Origin of the sequence: Olivibacter sp. LS-1 (genome assembly GCF_008245145.1) — a bacterium.
Classification (GTDB): Bacteria; Bacteroidota; Bacteroidia; order Sphingobacteriales; family Sphingobacteriaceae; genus Olivibacter; species Olivibacter oleidegradans.
In genome coordinates, this window is the sequence record NZ_CP041643.1 from 3,745,674 (window position 1) to 3,762,461 (window position 16,788).

The 16,788-nt window shown below is 39.1% G+C and carries 16 protein-coding genes; 12 read left to right on the plus strand and 4 right to left on the minus strand.

Annotated elements, in window-relative coordinates:
• Positions 1-288 precede the first annotated feature (288 nt).
• The 3 genes from FKG96_RS15350 (at position 289) to FKG96_RS15360 (ending at position 2,717) form a co-directional block, all read left to right on the plus strand.
• Entirely contained in the window at positions 289-549 is a 261-nt protein-coding gene (locus FKG96_RS15350; protein WP_242627185.1) for a hypothetical protein, read from the plus strand.
• Between the two features lie 181 nt (positions 550-730).
• The gene (gene purB, locus FKG96_RS15355) at positions 731-2,068 is read left to right on the plus strand and encodes an adenylosuccinate lyase (RefSeq protein ID WP_130856026.1); all 1,338 of its coding nucleotides are present in this window, start codon (positions 731-733) and stop codon (positions 2,066-2,068) included.
• A gap of 94 nt (positions 2,069-2,162) precedes the next feature.
• A complete protein-coding gene (locus FKG96_RS15360) occupies positions 2,163-2,717 on the plus strand; it encodes a NifU family protein (protein WP_013666877.1) in 555 nt (184 codons plus the stop codon).
• Between the two features lie 53 nt (positions 2,718-2,770).
• Here the strand turns inward: FKG96_RS15360 and FKG96_RS15365 are convergent, their stop codons facing one another.
• Positions 2,771-3,565, minus strand: a complete 795-nt coding sequence (locus FKG96_RS15365; RefSeq protein ID WP_013666878.1) for an inositol monophosphatase family protein — start codon at positions 3,563-3,565, stop codon at positions 2,771-2,773.
• Positions 3,558-4,736, minus strand: coding sequence for a prolipoprotein diacylglyceryl transferase (locus FKG96_RS15370; RefSeq protein ID WP_130856025.1), 1,179 nt, complete (start codon positions 4,734-4,736; stop codon positions 3,558-3,560). The genes FKG96_RS15365 and FKG96_RS15370 overlap by 8 nt, the downstream gene beginning before the upstream one ends.
• Positions 4,737-4,849: 113 nt before the next feature.
• On the opposite strand from FKG96_RS15370, the gene FKG96_RS15375 reads away from it, so the two are divergent.
• Positions 4,850-5,068 (plus strand): hypothetical protein, encoded by a 219-nt coding sequence (locus tag FKG96_RS15375; RefSeq protein WP_130856024.1) that lies wholly within the window; start codon positions 4,850-4,852, stop codon positions 5,066-5,068.
• A 54-nt stretch (positions 5,069-5,122) separates the two neighbouring features.
• Here FKG96_RS15375 and FKG96_RS15380 read toward each other — a convergent pair whose 3' ends face one another.
• Entirely contained in the window at positions 5,123-6,409 is a 1,287-nt protein-coding gene (locus FKG96_RS15380; RefSeq protein ID WP_130856023.1) for a citrate synthase, read from the minus strand.
• Between the two features lie 120 nt (positions 6,410-6,529).
• Positions 6,530-7,060 (minus strand): DUF3347 domain-containing protein, encoded by a 531-nt coding sequence (locus tag FKG96_RS15385; RefSeq protein ID WP_130856022.1) that lies wholly within the window; start codon positions 7,058-7,060, stop codon positions 6,530-6,532.
• A 191-nt stretch (positions 7,061-7,251) separates the two neighbouring features.
• On the opposite strand from FKG96_RS15385, the gene FKG96_RS15390 reads away from it, so the two are divergent.
• From FKG96_RS15390 to FKG96_RS15425, 8 genes are all read left to right on the plus strand, one after another.
• Positions 7,252-7,617: a BlaI/MecI/CopY family transcriptional regulator gene (locus tag FKG96_RS15390; protein WP_013666883.1), complete on the plus strand. Its 366-nt coding sequence runs from the start codon at positions 7,252-7,254 to the stop codon at positions 7,615-7,617.
• A 2-nt stretch (positions 7,618-7,619) separates the two neighbouring features.
• On the plus strand, positions 7,620-8,843 hold the full coding sequence (locus tag FKG96_RS15395) for a M56 family metallopeptidase (protein WP_130856021.1): 1,224 nt from the start codon (positions 7,620-7,622) through the stop codon (positions 8,841-8,843).
• 103 nt (positions 8,844-8,946) lie between these two features.
• Positions 8,947-9,837, plus strand: coding sequence for a GLPGLI family protein (locus FKG96_RS15400; protein ID WP_130856020.1), 891 nt, complete (start codon positions 8,947-8,949; stop codon positions 9,835-9,837).
• 31 nt (positions 9,838-9,868) lie between these two features.
• Positions 9,869-12,559 carry a TonB-dependent receptor gene (locus tag FKG96_RS15405; protein WP_130856019.1) on the plus strand — a complete coding sequence of 897 codons (2,691 nt, stop codon included), beginning with the start codon at positions 9,869-9,871 and terminating at the stop codon, positions 12,557-12,559.
• 189 nt (positions 12,560-12,748) lie between these two features.
• Positions 12,749-13,534: an enoyl-CoA hydratase/isomerase family protein gene (locus FKG96_RS15410; protein ID WP_130856018.1), complete on the plus strand. Its 786-nt coding sequence runs from the start codon at positions 12,749-12,751 to the stop codon at positions 13,532-13,534.
• A 124-nt stretch (positions 13,535-13,658) separates the two neighbouring features.
• On the plus strand, positions 13,659-14,231 hold the full coding sequence (locus FKG96_RS15415; protein WP_049795052.1) for a TetR/AcrR family transcriptional regulator: 573 nt from the start codon (positions 13,659-13,661) through the stop codon (positions 14,229-14,231).
• Between the two features lie 32 nt (positions 14,232-14,263).
• Positions 14,264-15,595: a TolC family protein gene (locus FKG96_RS15420; protein ID WP_013666889.1), complete on the plus strand. Its 1,332-nt coding sequence runs from the start codon at positions 14,264-14,266 to the stop codon at positions 15,593-15,595.
• Between the two features lie 17 nt (positions 15,596-15,612).
• On the plus strand, positions 15,613-16,785 hold the full coding sequence (locus tag FKG96_RS15425) for an efflux RND transporter periplasmic adaptor subunit (protein ID WP_130856016.1): 1,173 nt from the start codon (positions 15,613-15,615) through the stop codon (positions 16,783-16,785).
• Positions 16,786-16,788: the final 3 nt, after the last annotated feature.

Sequence of the window (16,788 nt, forward strand, 5' to 3'; positions counted from 1 at the left end):
TAGTAACCCACCCATTCGTGTTTTTTTTAGCACGTTTTGAAATTAAAAACGGTGCTTAAATAAGGTCTGTCTTTTTTATAACTGTTCCCCCGACGATTTTATTATCGCCTGTTTGTTTCAGTTGCAAAGAGGCAAAAGTACAGAAACTAGGGAAATAAAAGTAAACAGTAAATGAAGTTTGATCAGTCAGCAAATTCTATTTGTATTTTTCTAAAATATCTCCATCTTTGCAGCCGCAAAAAAGAACGAAAAATTTTTTTTTAAAAATGTTGGGTTACCTTTCAACATATGCGGTATAAAGAGGTAAATAAACAATTTTTATTTAATCAGAAAAGAAAATTAACAATGAAAAATTTATTCAAATTCGGTTTTTTAGGTTTAGCTTTAACTTTAACTGTTGCTGCTTGTAACTCAAACTCTGGCGAAGGATCTGCTACTGAAGAAACAACTGATACTACTACTGTTGTTACTCCTAGCGAGCCAGATACAACTGTTATCACTACAGATACTACTGTAACTGCTGATACTACAGTTAAAGAAGCTCAGTAATTAAAACTGAAATAGTAAAAAGCGTTTCCGTTCATGAGCGGAAACGCTTTTTTTTTGTAAAATGGTACGGGTCCCCTCCGTGGCATTGTTTCTAAAATTGATCTCATTCTCTGATGGGAGAAAATGGACAAATGCAATATTTTTTTAACTTTGCGCTTTTAACCCGACATATTTCATTGACATGAGTTTATCTCCACTTACAGCAGTTTCACCGATAGATGGTCGTTATCACAGTGCAACAAAAGATTTAGCTTCTTTTTTTTCGGAGGCCGCTTTAATAAAATATCGTGTATTTGTAGAAATTGAATATTTTATCGCACTTGCTGAAACCGGTATATCCCAATTAAGTGCTTTACCGAATAAAGCGGCTCTGCGGACCATATATGAGGACTTTTCTGAGAACGACGCACAACGTATTAAGGATCTGGAGAAGACAACTAATCACGATGTGAAAGCCGTTGAGTATTTCATCAAAGAAAAGTTTGAGGCAATCGGGTTGACAGATTCGAAAGAATTTATTCATTTTGGATTGACGTCACAGGACATTAACAACACAGCCATTCCCTATTCCTGGAAGGAAGCCTTAAACAAAGTATATTATCCGGGTATTCACGTACTTATCAGCGAACTTGACGCTATGGCCAAGCAATGGAAAGCCATACCTATGCTGGCAAAGACACATGGGCAGCCCGCTTCGCCGACTCGTTTAGGTAAAGAGCTAGCCGTATTTGTTGAACGATTAGAGGGACAGCTAAATCAACTTAAGGCGATTCCCTTCTCAGCTAAATTTGGGGGGGCTACCGGAAATTTCAATGCACATCATATCGCTTATCCAGACATTGACTGGGTTGCCTTTGGTAATCACCTGGTAAACGATATTTTAGGTCTCCATAGGTCGCAAAAAACAACCCAAATTGAACATTATGATAACTTTGCGGCACATTGTGACGCTTTAAAGCGGGTAAACAATATTTTAATTGATTTGTGTAGAGATATCTGGACTTACATTTCCATGGATTACTTTAAACAGCAGATTATTGCCGGACAGATCGGATCTTCCGCTATGCCACATAAAGTCAATCCTATAGATTTCGAAAATGCAGAAGGTAACTTAGGTCTAGCCAACGCCTTGTTTGAGCATTTAGCTGCTAAGCTGCCTATTTCCAGGTTGCAGCGCGATTTAACAGATTCGACTGTGTTGAGAAACATAGGTGTTCCTTTTGGCCATACACTCATTGCCTTCAAGTCCATTATGCGAGGACTCAAAAAACTCATATTGAACGAAGACGCGCTTCGGGCCGATCTGGAAAAAAATTGGGCTGTTGTAGCGGAGGCTATACAAACAATATTGAGAAGAGAAGGATACCCCAAGCCCTATGAAGCATTGAAGGATTTAACGCGGACAAACGAAGCAATTAATCAGGAATCAATAGCCGCTTTTATCAATAATCTGAATATCGCTGATCCGCTTAAAGAGGAGCTCAAGGCCATTACACCCTGGAACTATACCGGGGTTTAGGGAGAGGTATCGCATCGCTATATTAACTATGACGTGCAGTTGACTTCTTGTCCGTTATATTTTTGTTAGCTTTGTGTAATTAATATAAATAAAAATGGCCACGATCAACGTATATACAGAGAGTACCCCCAATCCGGCAACTATGAAGTTTCTGGTAAATAAGTTGTTGTATAATGGGAGTTTAGATTTTCCTGATAAGGAGAAAGCCCAAAGTTCTCCCTTCGCACGGGAGCTCTTTAAATTTAATTTTGTTAATGGTGTTTTCTTTGCCAGTAATTTTGTCACTATTACAAAATCCGAAGATAGTGAATGGGAAGACATCCTGCCCATATTGAAAGATTTCGTAAAGGGCGCGGTAGAATCTGAATTGCTAATACATGAGGTAGAGCGTGATGAGAATGTGGCTTTCGAAGGCAGTGAAACTGAAAAGAAAATTCAGCAAGTATTACACGATTATGTCCGTCCTGCTGTTGAACAAGATGGTGGTGCTATTGCTTATAAATCTTTTGATGAAGGCGTGGTAACAGTTGAATTACGCGGTTCATGTAGCGGGTGCCCGTCTTCAACAATTACGCTAAAAGCAGGTATAGAAGGGTTGTTAAAGCGAATGGTTCCTGAGGTTCAAGAGGTTGTGGCGGAAGCTATGTAATATAATAATAAATAGAAATTCAAGAGAAGAGCCCGGTAGAAACCGGGCTCTTCTTATTTAAAGTGCATTTTTACTGCGGATAGTACGAGGTTAGTAATATCAAAATTGCCTGCAATAACAGATCTTTTATCCAGCATCTCTTGACTTCCCTCAAAATCATAAGCGATACCACCCGCTTCTTTAACCAACAATACGCCGGCAGCCATATCGTAGTCATTCAGATTATATTCAAAGAAGCAATCGAATCTTCCTGCGGCAGCGTAAGCCAAGTCCAGGGCGGCTGAACCGATTCTCCTAATGCCACGGCATTGCTGCATTAAATGTTTAAGTAGATTGATGTATTGATTTTGATACTCAAATTTATAAAAAGGAAAACCGGTAGCGAGCAATGAATCGGATAAAGTCGTCGATGCAGAGACTTTTATCCGGCGATCGTTCAAAAATGCGCCTCCTTGTTCAAAGGCATAATAACATTCTTTGCTGGTCACTTCATAAACAACCCCTATAATAGGTTGACGATTACGAGCAAGCGCAATGCTAACACAATAGGCGGGAATATCATGAATGAAATTGGTAGTTCCGTCAAGTGGGTCTATGATCCAATTATAGACGTCGCCCTTCTTCACGATCGTTTTTTCTTCAGTGATAAAGCCTGCTTCCGGTAATAAGTCTTTGAGCCGTTCTACAATAATAAATTCAGCGCCTTTATCTACATATGAAACCAAGTCGTGAAGGCCCTTTTGCTCTATTTTACTTTTATCAAAGCTTAACCGTTCCTGCCTGATAAAGTTAGCCGCTTCGATCGCTATGGATCGTACTTGTTGCGTGAGTTGAGATAAATTAAGCATATTTTTGCGTAATGGAATAAGCAGTTTTTTGTGCTCTTGACCGGGTGTAAAAAACGCCGATAAGTCCGACCAGGACCATGGCGAGGGAAATCAATTCAGCTTGCGTAAATGATATTCCTAAAAGGTGATATTTTGCATTTACCCTGATTAGTTCTATCGAAAAACGTTCGACACCATTTAACATAAGATAAATAGAAAAGAGCATTCCGGCAGTATGTATTTTTTGCCTTAAAAACCAAAGTAAGGCAAAAAGGATAAGACACATCAAAAATTCGTAAAAAGATGTGGGAAACACGGCAACCGGTAGCTCATGGCAAAATTTACCTTCACAGCCTACAATAGGCACACCTTCGTTAATCACGTTATGAGGAAATTTAAATGCCCAAGCCCAATCGGGAATCCATTGAAGGCTCGATGGTTTAGTAGCTAAATTCTCAATGCCCCAATCGCCATCCCCTGATAACTGACAACCTAAACGACCAACGGCGTAACCTAACATCATGCCGGGAGCACCCACATCAAGCATATGTAATGGATGTATGCCCTGTTTTTTGGTGTAATAAATAACTGCTGCACCACCGAACAGGATACCACCATAAAAAGTAAGTCCGCTAAAAGATAAGAGACTTTCTACCGGATTATGTATAAAATCGTCCCAATACTCTAAGTTATGGAAAAGCTTCGCCCCCAGTAGGCCCCAAATGGCTGCCCAAACTAAAATTTTGCTCATCAGTTCATAGGGATGTATCTGTTGTATTTCTATTTTATCTTCTGCAAGCTCTTGCTTCTTCTTATCTTTATAGAGCCAATAGCCAAATAGAATACCCAGCAGCACACCACCTGTTAAGGAACCTTTAGTGGATAGTAAGAAAGCTTGAGGGTTATCAACTAAATCGGCATAGTTGAAAATAGCATGTATTAGCTTATAACCAATGATGAACCCGACCAATGCGTTCATCAGTATCTCAACCGGATGTGCGGGTTCTCCTACCCTTACCTCCTGCTTAACAGGCATAATTAATCCCAGTTGTTCTTTACGTATAAGCTCAACCTTAAAAATGTAGTATGCAGACAGAAAGGCAAAGCCAACAAATAAGCCAAATGTCTGAATTGGCAATGGAATATATATCCCGAAAAGATATGCGATCAGATGAGATAAGGTAGGAAACATAAAGCTAAAGATAATTTTTTTATGCAAAAAACGAAAAAGATTTGCGAGCGCCTACCCTTCTTATAAACTATATGTCGATTGCTTTGTTGTTTACTATATCAAAACGAAGACGGATGAAGGTACTAGGTATTATACTTATAATTGTGGGAGCTGTGATGTTGATCTGGACAGGTTTCAGTTATACAAAAAAGGAAAAAGTAGTAGATGCAGGTCCCGTAGAAATCAATGCTGATAAGGAAAAGCAAGTTAACTGGCCACCTTACTTAGGTGCCATTCTAATTGGTGGGGGAATTATTGCGTTAGTTAGTCAAGCGAACAAGGGTACAAAATAAGAAAGGAGCACTCTAGTTAGCCCCTCTCTTGTTAAATGATTTATTAAACCCTGGTTATCTGTCTTTCATCGCAACGAAATTACGTTTTGGATGTCCTGTATATACTTGACGTGGGCGCCCAATTGGTTCTTTGTTTGTACGCATTTCTTTCCATTGCGCTATCCAACCGGGCAAGCGGCCAAGGGCAAATAACACCGTAAACATATCCGTAGGGAAGCCAAGTGCCCGGTAAATAATACCGGAATAAAAATCTACATTCGGATATAACTTACGATCCACAAAATAGGGGTCACTTAGCGCGGTTTCTTCCAGTTTTTTCGCAATATTTAATACGGGATCCTGTACTCCTAAACTGTCCAGAATATCGTCACATGCCTTTTTTATTATTTTAGCGCGCGGGTCAAAGTTCTTATATACACGATGGCCAAATCCCATTAGGCGGAACGGATCGTTTTTATCTTTTGCTTTAGCCAGCCATTTTTCCGAATCACCGCCATCTTCTTTTATTCGCTCCAGCATTTCTATTACGGCCTGATTAGCCCCGCCATGAAGCGGCCCCCAAAGCGCGGAAATACCGGCAGAGATGGAAGTGAAAAGGTTGGCATTTGAAGATCCAACGATTCTAACGGTTGATGTTGAACAATTTTGTTCATGATCAGCGTGTAGAATGAGTAGTTTATTCATCGCTGAGGTAACAATTGGATCAATTTCGACTTCTTCCGTCAATTGACCAAAAGTCATGTTCAGGTAATTGCTTACATAGTCTAACTTATTTTTTGGGTATATGACCGGGTGTCCCAAGGACTTCTTATAAATCCATGAAACAATGGTTGGAAACTTAGCAAGTAGTTTAATGATGGTAAGATTGTCTTCCTCCTCGGAGGCGTCCGGGTTTAGCGATTCCGGATAAAATGCTGAAAGAGCTCCTACCAAGGCCGACAGCTGTCCCATCGGATGGGATTTGGTAGGAAAACCTTCGAAAAATTTCTTCATATCTTCATGGATAAGCGTGTGTCGGCTTACTTTATTCTGAAAATCAGTAAACTCAGCTTGGGTTGGCAATTCTCCATATATCAACAGGTACGCCACTTCCAGAAAGGTTGATTTTTCAGCTAATTCCTCTATGGGATAGCCTCTATAACGAAGTATACCTTCTTCGCCATCTAAATATGTGATAGCACTTGTTGTTGCACCGGTGTTTTTAAAACCCGGATCAAGCGTTATAAATCCTGTCTCTGCTCTAATTTTCGAAATATCTATTGCTTTCTCGTTTTCTGTACCTGTAATGATTGGTAACTCTACCTGCTTATCTCCAATATTTAAAGAAACTTTTTCTGACATAATGATTCTATGGTTTGTAACAAAACTAAAAAAAAATGGCTTAAAACATAGGGAAACCTATAAATATTTCAATTTATTTACGATAAATTAATTTGCGATGACACGATTTTATTCCCGATTCTACTTAATTTCCTGTGTGACAGTTCCACAGGTTAACATTTCTTCACCAAAGTAAGGGTTTTTTATCTCCGGACTGGTAGAAAGCCAATCTCCGCCCGCTTTATTGTTGTACATCGGGCAATGAATTACATAAATTTTGCCCGCACTTAAAGAAGGACGTTGATACATGTCGATCAGATCTTTGCTTATTGCCGAAAATGCCGAACGCTGTAAGGCTAAATCTGTTGAATTGGCAAGCTCCTGTGCCAAGATGGCTGTATTTTCACAACCGTGAATACCTTTAAGGCTTTCTGAAAGTCTGTTGGACGCTTCGCCTGCCAATTTAGGGTCTGAGGCAACCAGTGCATCCTTTACCTTTATATAAGCGGCAAAGACTTGCGACAAGGTGTCGTTTTCTATCACGATACCTTGTTCGCTCACACGTGTTGTATCGGCATCCTGCCCCTTTTTGTTAGGGCCGCTATGACAACTAATAAACAATATGGCCAATGCCGTATAAAACAATGGACTTATTCCTTTTCTTCGTTTCATATGATCAATTTAAAGTCGAAACTTTCTTATGCTGTTAACATAATAGGCAAGTTTCGGTTTCACTAAAAACAATTTGTACCAATGAAAAAGTCAAATATAAACATTTTGTACCCGACTCGTAGATCCGTTATTTCAAATAATATTTTGTTTTTTACGAAAATTTCGTAGATTTACGAAATAAACATAGAGTTATGCAGAAACTAAGTGCACAAGAAGAGGAAGCCATGCTGTTGATTTGGAAAAACGGAGGCGGCTTTGTAAAAGAATTATTGGATAGTATGCCCGATCCTAAAATTCCCTATACAACATTGGCATCTACACTGAAGAACCTTGAACGAAAAAGCTTTGTTAGATCGGTAAAATATGCCAATGCCTATCGATATGAACCGACTGTTACGGAAGAGGAATACAAGCGTGGGTTTATGAACGGATTTGTAAGCGAGTATTTTCGAAATTCTTATAAAGAACTTGTATCCTTTTTCGCGAAAGAAGAGAAAATCAGTGCGCGGGAATTGAAAGAGATTATTAAAATGATTGATGAACAAGATAAGGATTAGCTATGCCTGAATGGATTGATTATTTATTAAAGGTTAATTTATCAATTGCCTTATTTTACGGAGGTTACTACCTGTTCTTACGGAAGCTAACTTTTTACCTTCTGAATAGATGTTATTTTATCATGGGACTCCTGTTTTCTGCCTTGTATCCGCTCGTTGATCTTTCTATGTTTTTTGCTAAAGAAAATTCTGCAGGAAGGAGTGAAATGCAAATAATGACTTGGGACGATCTCCTGTCTATCATACCGCCCAAAGTAGATTTATGGAATATTATTACCTTGTTATTTTCGTCTGTAGTTGCTTTGCTAACCTTGAGGTTCCTTCTCCGATTGTTTAGTTTATCGAAGATTCATCAAAAATCAACGGTCGCCATTTTTGAAAGCTGTCGGTATCGTCAAGTATGGCTAGACATCCCTCCCTTTTCTTTTTGGAAATCCATTTATCTAAATAAATCGCTTCACACAGAACGTGATTTAAGAGAAATCCTGAAGCATGAAATAGAGCATGTAAAACAGTTGCATACCATTGATGTGCTACTTGTAGAGATCGCTAGCCTATGCTGCTGGTTTAATCCAATTATTTGGTTGACCCGTTCGGCCATAAAAGAAAATTTAGAATTTTTAACAGACCATAAAGTTCTCCAAAGCGGCGTAGACAAGAAAAAATACCAATATAGTCTTGTTAATCTTAACAGTCGAACTATTTCTCCGGAGCTTAGCAATCATTTCAATTTTAACGCCTTAAAACGAAGAATTGCGATGATGAACAAAAAGAAATCTTCACAACTGCATCTCAGCAAGTATGTGTTTATTGTACCTGCAATTACTATTTCAGCGATGGTGTTTACGATCAGCAAAGCTTATCAAGAAGATGGTAAGTTGATTAATGCCGGTTTATCACATGTCACACCGAACGCGGGCAATAAACATGAAAAAGAAGAAACGTTAGGTACGGCAATTCAAGAAAAAGATCGCCCCAAGGAGCTTCCGAAACTAGCATTCCAAAATGGAAGGAAAAAAGCAAAAATGCTGACTATCAGATCAAAAAACCAAGTGCAACCTTTGTTGGTGCTTGATGGTGTCGTCTTGAAAGAAGGCGAAGATATTAATGCAATCAATCCAAATGACATAGCAAGTATTAACGTCCTAAAAGATCGCGCGGCGACAGCTATGTATGGTAGCATGGGCAAAAATGGAGTTATATTGATCACAACGAAATACAAGTAAGCTATATTGGATGCGATTACACGAAGAAAATATGTTAAAGGCCGTCTGTTGACCTTGGTGATTTCCTGAATTAAGGTTACTAGCAAAATATAAATATGAAATTATGAAGCACCTCAAATTATGGTATGTAGGAGTCGTATGTTTTTTCTTCATAGTGAAAGTGAACGCACAGGAAACAGAACCAGTGTTGGCACGGGCACGTTATCAGTTTATTCATGTGAACGATACTGCTAATAGGGATCATCCGAAAGAAGAAGAGATGGTACTTTATGCCGGCATTAACCGGTCTTTCTTTACGTCAAACGCAGAAGAGGAAATCAACAGACAAATGGAAGAGCAGGTTGCCAACCCCTCTTTTGACGGTAATATCAACTTGGTGAGCAAAGGGAGTTCTACCAATGAGTCGTTCTATTTTGTGTCCAATACACAGACACTGAAAAGAATATATCGGCTGATGCAAAACCAGTATATTTTAGATGAACCTTATCCCCAATTAGATTGGAAAATTAGTGACGATACCCTAACAATTGGAGGATATAATTGTCAGAAAGCTACCGTATCATTTAAAGGTAGAACCTATACCGCTTGGTTTTCGCCGGAATTGCCTTTTTCTTTTGGTCCTTGGAAGTTGCATGGTTTACCTGGATTAATTCTTGATGTGGCTGATAGCAAAAAGGAAGTGGTATTCCATTTTGTTGGGTTTGAGAAATTGGACCATGTAAATTTACAGATAGGAACAACAACCGATTATATTGAAACAAATCAAGAGGCGTTAGATCGTTTGTTAAAAGCATTTAAAGAAAACAGGCAGACGTTTATGGATGTGCAGGGACAAGGAGGGCGCTCCAATGCAGCGAATGTAATCAGCGGATTACCTAAAAAAGAGGATGCATTTAGTTCAATAGATCCCGGTAAAATTAAATCCATCAATGTGAACAAAAATGCCGGAGGAGTTTCTAACACTGACAATAATCCGATCGAATTAACAAAATAAATGAGTGACTCGGGCTGTCCAGTTCTTTTTCATGGTTTCGAAGATATATCCATGGGAAGTAAGCTTAACTACCTTTCTTTTATTGATTTTTCCTTTTTTGTTATCTGCCCAGAAACAAGCGGTTCAGGGCCGGTTGCAAACAAAAGATGGGAAGGATGTCGCTTACGCCAATGTTGTTATTAAAAACAGGGATAACCGTGTTGTCAGTTTTAAAACAAGTGATGCTCAAGGGAATTTCATGATTGCCTTGCCTGATACCGCGAACAACAATCATTTGGTCTTAGAAATACGCCATCTTGGTTATAAGCAGGTTCGTTTATCGTTAAATGGGCAAGATTTTTATAAGATTATATTAGAAGAGCAAACAATCGATCTTTCTCAGGTAGAAGTAAAAAGCAAACCCTCGATTCGGCGTCGAGGCGATACCCTGAGCTATCAGGTGAGCAATTTTGCGAAAGGCGAGGATCGCTCTATCGGAGAAGTCTTAAAGCGCCTACCTGGTATAGAAGTCGCGGACAACGGCGAAATCAAGTACAACGGAAAAAGTATTTCCAGTCTGTACATCGACGGAGATGACCTTCTTGCCGACCGTTACGTTATCGGATCAAAAACGATCCCCCATGGTATGGTGAAGAATGTTGAAGTTATGCAGAATCATCAACCCATTAAAATACTCCAGAATAAAGTATCGAGTGATCAGGTAGCACTGAATTTGGTAATTAAAGAGGACGTTAAGCTCAAAATGACGGGACAGGCCAAGCTTGGTCTTGGTTTACCGCCCCAATACGATAGTGAAATAAACGGCATCTTATTTAATAAGAAATATAAGATGCTTAATGTGATGAAAGGAAATAATATCGGAGAGGATCTATCATTGGATTTTACGGCTTTTAATCGATCTGTTATATTATCCACGATAGGAAATGAGCGTCCGGATGCCCTATTATCCACAGGTACAGTCGGAACTCCGAATTTACCAAAGCCGCGTTACTATTTAAATGAGTCAGTGGCCGTTAATGCCAATAACCTGCTGAATCTTAGAAATGGATTACAGCTTAAGTCAACTATTAATATATTGGTGGATCGGAATCAACTGAATTATAATGGTTTGAGCGATACTTATTTAGGTGAAGATACTATTCATTACAGTGAGCGACAAGCTTTGTTTCGACATCCTTTTCTGGCCGACTTTACTTTAAGTGCAGAAGCCAATAAAAAAAGCCATTATTTTAAGAATGAACTACGTTTTTCTTATTCGGGCGATCGCGCCGACGCGAATATGTTCAATAATGGTGCTGCCTTAAACCTACGTTTAACAAGCAAAGTCCGAGATCTTTCGAATCGTTTGGAATATATTCCTGAATTGCATAATAGAAACGTAATTCAGCTTACTTGGTACGTCAATTACTCCAATCTACCCCAACAGTTGTTCTTACAACCGGGTGTAAATGCGCCGATATTAAACGATAGTGTTGCTTATCAGTCGACCACTCAATCTGTACAAACACCAACCTGGTTTAACCGTCTATCATTAAGTTATGGTTTAGTAAAAAATAAAGTCAAGCAGCATTATAGGCTAGGTGTTTTGAATGAGTTACAGCATTTGGAATCGGTATTGCGGCTGAATCAGGATGACGGTCGAACACTCGCTTTTGCCGGGAGTAAAGACAATGACTTGCAATGGAGCCGACATAGGCTCTATGCGGAAGCTAACTACGAATATAAAGCACGAAGATGGGAAACTTCGCTCGCTCTTCCACTTGCCGGTCAACGGATTGGATACAAAGACCCCTACTTTATGCTTGTGCGTAATCAATATCAATTATTGTTTAACCCTGCTTTGCGATTAAAGTGGATGGTCAACCAGGAAGATTACCTTTCTACCAATTACACTTATTCGAATCACATGGGTAACATAGGCGGTATCTACCGTGGAGCGATTCTAACCAATTACCGAACTATACAGGTCAATAATGCCGGTCTGCAGGAGCGGAGTAGCCACAACGTGGGATTGCAATATAATTTCCAAAGGAGTATTGCGATGCTCTTTATGAATGCAGGCTTAAATTGGAACAAATCAATAGCCAATACGATTGCGTCTAATGTGGTAAATCAAAATATATCCCAAACCGTACTACTGCCGCTTGAAAACAATGTAAGTACACTGAATACGCATATAGAAATTAGTAAGTTTATCTTTGCTTTAGGGTCTGCGGCGAAAATTCGGGCTTCTTGGAGCACTACACGCTATAATCAAATAATAAACAATGAGCTATTTCCCTATAATAACCGAACTTTTTCCTTAAGTCCGAATTTTGAAGCTCGTTTATGGAGCTGGGTCTCTTTTAATTATCGGGCGACAAGAACGTGGTTGAGCAGCAAAGTAATAACGAATGGAATCACGTCTGTTTTGCCCGAACAATATATGCAATACGATGATCAGCACGTGCAATTCGTGTTCTATATTGGTAAAAATCTGTTTGTTAATATAGCAGGCCGTTATCAATCCATCAAGCAAAATAATAGGCTAACCTATTTTTTCATGGATGCCAATTTTCGTTTAAAGCTTGTTAAACTGAAGTCGGATCTTGAATTAAATCTGACAAATCTGGCTAATGTGAGGGGTTATGAAAGCTATCATATAAATGCCAATAATATCTGGTACAGTCTTTACGACTTAAGGGGGAGAATGGCAGTTTTCAAATATTCGTTTAATTTCTAGTAGTGTCCGACATCAGTCGATATTATAACCTGATTTCCAAGAAATAAGGACGGAATTGCTATGGGAGCCCATAACTACTTTTGGTTTCTACCGACCTATTTCTTTACTTTGTTATTCGGCTGTTGGAAACAGTAAACGCGTTTACTGTTAATAAATTAATAAAATCCATCTCATCGTAAATCTAAAGATATGAGCAAATTAAAAAGCGAGTCGGGAACGATTACAAGCGTTATAAATGGCAAGATCGCTACCATAAGCTTTTACCATCCTAATCATAACGCACTCCCCTCTTCCCTTCTTAACCAGTTGGCCCAATCGATTGATAAGTTCGGAAAAAACGAGTCCATTCATGTCATCGTGTTAAAAAGCGAAGGAGAAAAGACATTTTGTGCCGGCGCCAATTTCGATGAGCTATTGACCATTAAAAGCGAAGAAGAAGGAAAGCTTTTCTTTTCCGGTTTTGCCAAGGTAATTAATGCTATCCGTTTAGCTCGACAACCGGTTATTGGTCGGATTCAAGGAAAAGCGATAGGAGGAGCAGTTGGTTTAGCCGCTGCATGCGATTATTGTTTTGCTACGAAAGATGCTTCTGTAAAACTGAGTGAGCTATCGATCGGGATAGGCCCCTTTGTTATAGCGCCTGCAGTACAGCGGAAGGTCGGACTAAGTGCATTTACCGAATTAGCTTTTAATCCATTAAGCTTTAAGAGCGCGTACTGGGCCGCTGAACGAGGATTGTACCAATCCGTATTAGACGATATAGAAGCATTAGATAGCACAGTGGAAAATTTTTGCAAGCAATTAGCTGATTATTCATTCATAGCGCTTTGCGAAATAAAAAAATACCTTTGGAATGAAACCAAACATTGGGATTCATTGTTGCTATCTCAAGCCGAAATAAGCGGCAAACTAATTGTAGACACACAAACAAAAGAAGCCATAAATAAAATTAAGTTTGACAATAAAGCCCGCTAAATGCGTTGTTGTAGGGCTTATTACCAATTGTAAAATCAATATCATATTTCGGTACTTATTTTTAGTGTAATATCGAGGTAACAAATAATTAGTACTTTTGCTCCCGAATAAACGTTCGATTGAATTGGAAAATACGTCAGAGAAGAAGCAGGTTATATTAGATAACATGCTTGAATTGATTGAAGAGCACGGCTTGCTCGGGGTTCCGATGAGTATGTTGTCAAAAAAAGCGGGAGTTGCGGCAGGTACGATTTATCATTACTTTGACTCGAAGGATGCGATTATTCTGGAATTATTTGATTATGTAAGAGATAGCATCTCGCATGAAATTTTTAGGATAAAAGATCGCTCAATGGATAATTACAGTGAACGATTTAAAAGTATATGGATCAATTTGTTTCAATATTTTGTGAAATATCCAAAGGTGCTGTCGTTTATGGAGCAATTTTATTCCAGTCCTTTTCAACGCATTGTGCAGTCGACGGAAAGTCAGTTCTATGAGGATAATTTCTCTAGTTTTTTTACGAGCGGAATGGAAGCCGGCTTCTTAAAAAAATATGGAATTCATATTGTGAGTTCGGTATTTATGGGAGGATTAATAATCGCCGCTAAGAAGCAGAATAACGGTTACCACAATTTTACAGAGAGTGAATTAAAGGCCATGGCTTCCATCATGTGGGACGGTCTTAAAATATAGTTAATTACCTATAGATAGTTTATAAATAACATATGAAGTATACCTATTTAAGTTTATTGGTTTTGTTGCTTACGGGTTTTAGCGCCAAGGCACAAGATACCGCGCAAGTTAATAATAGCATTTCGCAAAATGCCACTTTGCAGGAGTGTATTGATTTTGCTTTGAAGAATCAGGCAAGCGTTCAGCAGGCCTTGATCGACGAAGAAATTGGCAAGAGAGATATAGCATCTGCATTATCCGGCTGGTTTCCACAAATAAGCGCTAACGCTTCTTATAATTATAATGTTAAAATTCCGACAAACGTAATCGGAGATCAGGTAATTCAATTTGGCCAGAAACATACTTCCGCGGTAGTACTTCAGGCAGATCAGAAGATTCTGGATCCATCGTTGTTACAGGCATCCAAAGCTGCTCGGTATGTGAAGTTACAGAATGCACAAAATACCGAAAACAGTCGGATTAACATTACAGTGGCTGTTAGTAAGGCTTTTTATGATGTATTGACCAGTGAAGAACAGATAAAAATTATTGATGAGAATATAGCGAGAACGAAAAAGCAGTTAGCGGATGCGAATGCTCGTTATGAGACCGGGCTTGTTGATAAAACGGACTATAAGAGAGCACAAATTACTTTGAGCAATACCGAAGCAGAAAGAAAGCGTACGGTGGAAATGCTTAAGTATAAATATGCCTATTTAAAAGAGCTGATTGGCGTTGACGTTAACCAACCTTTGGATTTATCGTACGATGGAAAGACGATGGAAAACGAAATGTTGGTTGACACCACCCAACTTCTGCAATTTGAAAGACGCATTGAATTTCAACAATTGCTAACTCAGCAGCGTTTGCAACAAATCAATACCCAATATAATAAATGGACTTTTTTGCCTAATTTATCAGCTTTTTACAATTATGCTTGGGACTGGCGCACCAACAACGGGTTATCTAGCCTTTATGATGTTGATTATCCGCGTTCGGTACTTGGTGTAACACTTTCTTTTCCTATTTTTCAAGGGACAAAACGTATACAGGAAATCAGGAAATCAAAGTTACAGGAAAAGCGTATCGATTGGGATATTACTAATTTGAGAAATCAAATCAATACACAGCATCAGCAAGCATTGGCTACTTATAAGGCAAATTTAAATGACTGGAAGACAGCCAAGGAAAACGTGGAACTTTCAAAGGAAGTTTATAATACCATCAAACTGCAATATGATGAGGGAATTAAAACTTACTTAGATTTAATGACCGCTGAAACAGACCTACGTACAACACAAATAAATTATTTAAATGCCTTATACGCCGTTCTATCGGGTAAATTAGATGTACAACAGGCCCTTGGTAATATCTCTTATAAATAGCAATAAATCGAAATAACATGAATAGAAATTTAATACATTTTTTAGCCGTTTTATCTGGAAGTTTGGTATTATCTTCCTGTGGCAATAAGAATCAGCAAGGCCAACAACGACCTGGTGCCGGTGGACCTGTTCCAGTGGCTATAGCCTCCGTTCCTGAGGAAATTGTGAAAGGAATCAATAATTTCCCGGGAACTGTAGTAGCACTTAACCAAACCGAATTGCGAGCGGAAGTGAATGGTTATATTACAGCGATATTGGTACCGGATGGTGCAACTGTAACGAAGGGACAAAAATTATATGAGATTGATCGTACACGTTATCAAGCGGCCCAGGAACAAGCAAAAGCAAACTTAGCGATTGCAGAAGCTAATTTAAATAAGGTAAATAGAGACGTGGAGCGTTATAAGCGATTGGCTGAACAAGATGCGATTGCCAAGCAGACATTGGATTATGCAATGACCGATTTAAATAATGCACAAGCACAGGTTATGTCTGCTAGAGCAGCATTAACTTCAGCAAGCACAGATTTAGAGCGTTCCGTTATTCGGGCCCCTTTCAATGGAACGATTGGTATTTCTCAGGTACGTACTGGAGCCTTGGTATCCGCAGGTACAACACTTATTAACACCATTTCGTCCACCAACCCAATTGCTGTAGATTTCGCTGTTAATGAAAGGGATATCAAACAGTTTGTGGACTTACAGAGCAATAGCGCTGCATCCCTGAAAGATTCGGTTATTACGCTCCAGTTATCAGGAAATAACACTTATGAAAAACCGGGCAGAGTGACCGCTATTGATCGGGCTGTTGATCCGTCGACAGGAACTATTACAGTAAGGGCAACTTTTGACAATCCAAGTAATGTTTTGAGAGCAGGAATGAATGCTAATGTGTTGGTAGCAGCAAATTCAACTACAAAGATGCCAATTATTCCGTATCAGGCTGTGATTGAGCAACTCGGCGAGTTTAAAGTTTATGTAGTAACGGATAGCAGTACCGTTATACAACAACCTGTGAAATTGGGACAAAAAATCGCTGACAAGGTAGTGATCAATGAGGGGCTGCAGGCGGGTCAGCAAATCGTTGTGGAAGGAACACAAAATCTTCAACCTGGAGCGAAAGTAGTAGATCAAAGCAAAATGGAAGCACAAGCTCCGCAAGGTCAGGGACAAGGTTCAAGTAAGAAATAGTTT

Coding starts and splice junctions, on each gene's coding strand:
- FKG96_RS15350 (WP_242627185.1), top strand. CDS start 289: ATGCGGTATAAAGAGGTAAATAAACAATTTTTATTTAATCAGAAAAGA.
- purB (WP_130856026.1), top strand. CDS start 731: ATGAGTTTATCTCCACTTACAGCAGTTTCACCGATAGATGGTCGTTAT.
- FKG96_RS15360 (WP_013666877.1), top strand. CDS start 2,163: ATGGCCACGATCAACGTATATACAGAGAGTACCCCCAATCCGGCAACT.
- FKG96_RS15365 (WP_013666878.1), bottom strand. CDS start 3,565: ATGCTTAATTTATCTCAACTCACGCAACAAGTACGATCCATAGCGATC.
- FKG96_RS15370 (WP_130856025.1), bottom strand. CDS start 4,736: ATGTTTCCTACCTTATCTCATCTGATCGCATATCTTTTCGGGATATAT.
- FKG96_RS15375 (WP_130856024.1), top strand. CDS start 4,850: ATGAAGGTACTAGGTATTATACTTATAATTGTGGGAGCTGTGATGTTG.
- FKG96_RS15380 (WP_130856023.1), bottom strand. CDS start 6,409: ATGTCAGAAAAAGTTTCTTTAAATATTGGAGATAAGCAGGTAGAGTTA.
- FKG96_RS15385 (WP_130856022.1), bottom strand. CDS start 7,060: ATGAAACGAAGAAAAGGAATAAGTCCATTGTTTTATACGGCATTGGCC.
- FKG96_RS15390 (WP_013666883.1), top strand. CDS start 7,252: ATGCAGAAACTAAGTGCACAAGAAGAGGAAGCCATGCTGTTGATTTGG.
- FKG96_RS15395 (WP_130856021.1), top strand. CDS start 7,620: ATGCCTGAATGGATTGATTATTTATTAAAGGTTAATTTATCAATTGCC.
- FKG96_RS15400 (WP_130856020.1), top strand. CDS start 8,947: ATGAAGCACCTCAAATTATGGTATGTAGGAGTCGTATGTTTTTTCTTC.
- FKG96_RS15405 (WP_130856019.1), top strand. CDS start 9,869: ATGGTTTCGAAGATATATCCATGGGAAGTAAGCTTAACTACCTTTCTT.
- FKG96_RS15410 (WP_130856018.1), top strand. CDS start 12,749: ATGAGCAAATTAAAAAGCGAGTCGGGAACGATTACAAGCGTTATAAAT.
- FKG96_RS15420 (WP_013666889.1), top strand. CDS start 14,264: ATGAAGTATACCTATTTAAGTTTATTGGTTTTGTTGCTTACGGGTTTT.
- FKG96_RS15425 (WP_130856016.1), top strand. CDS start 15,613: ATGAATAGAAATTTAATACATTTTTTAGCCGTTTTATCTGGAAGTTTG.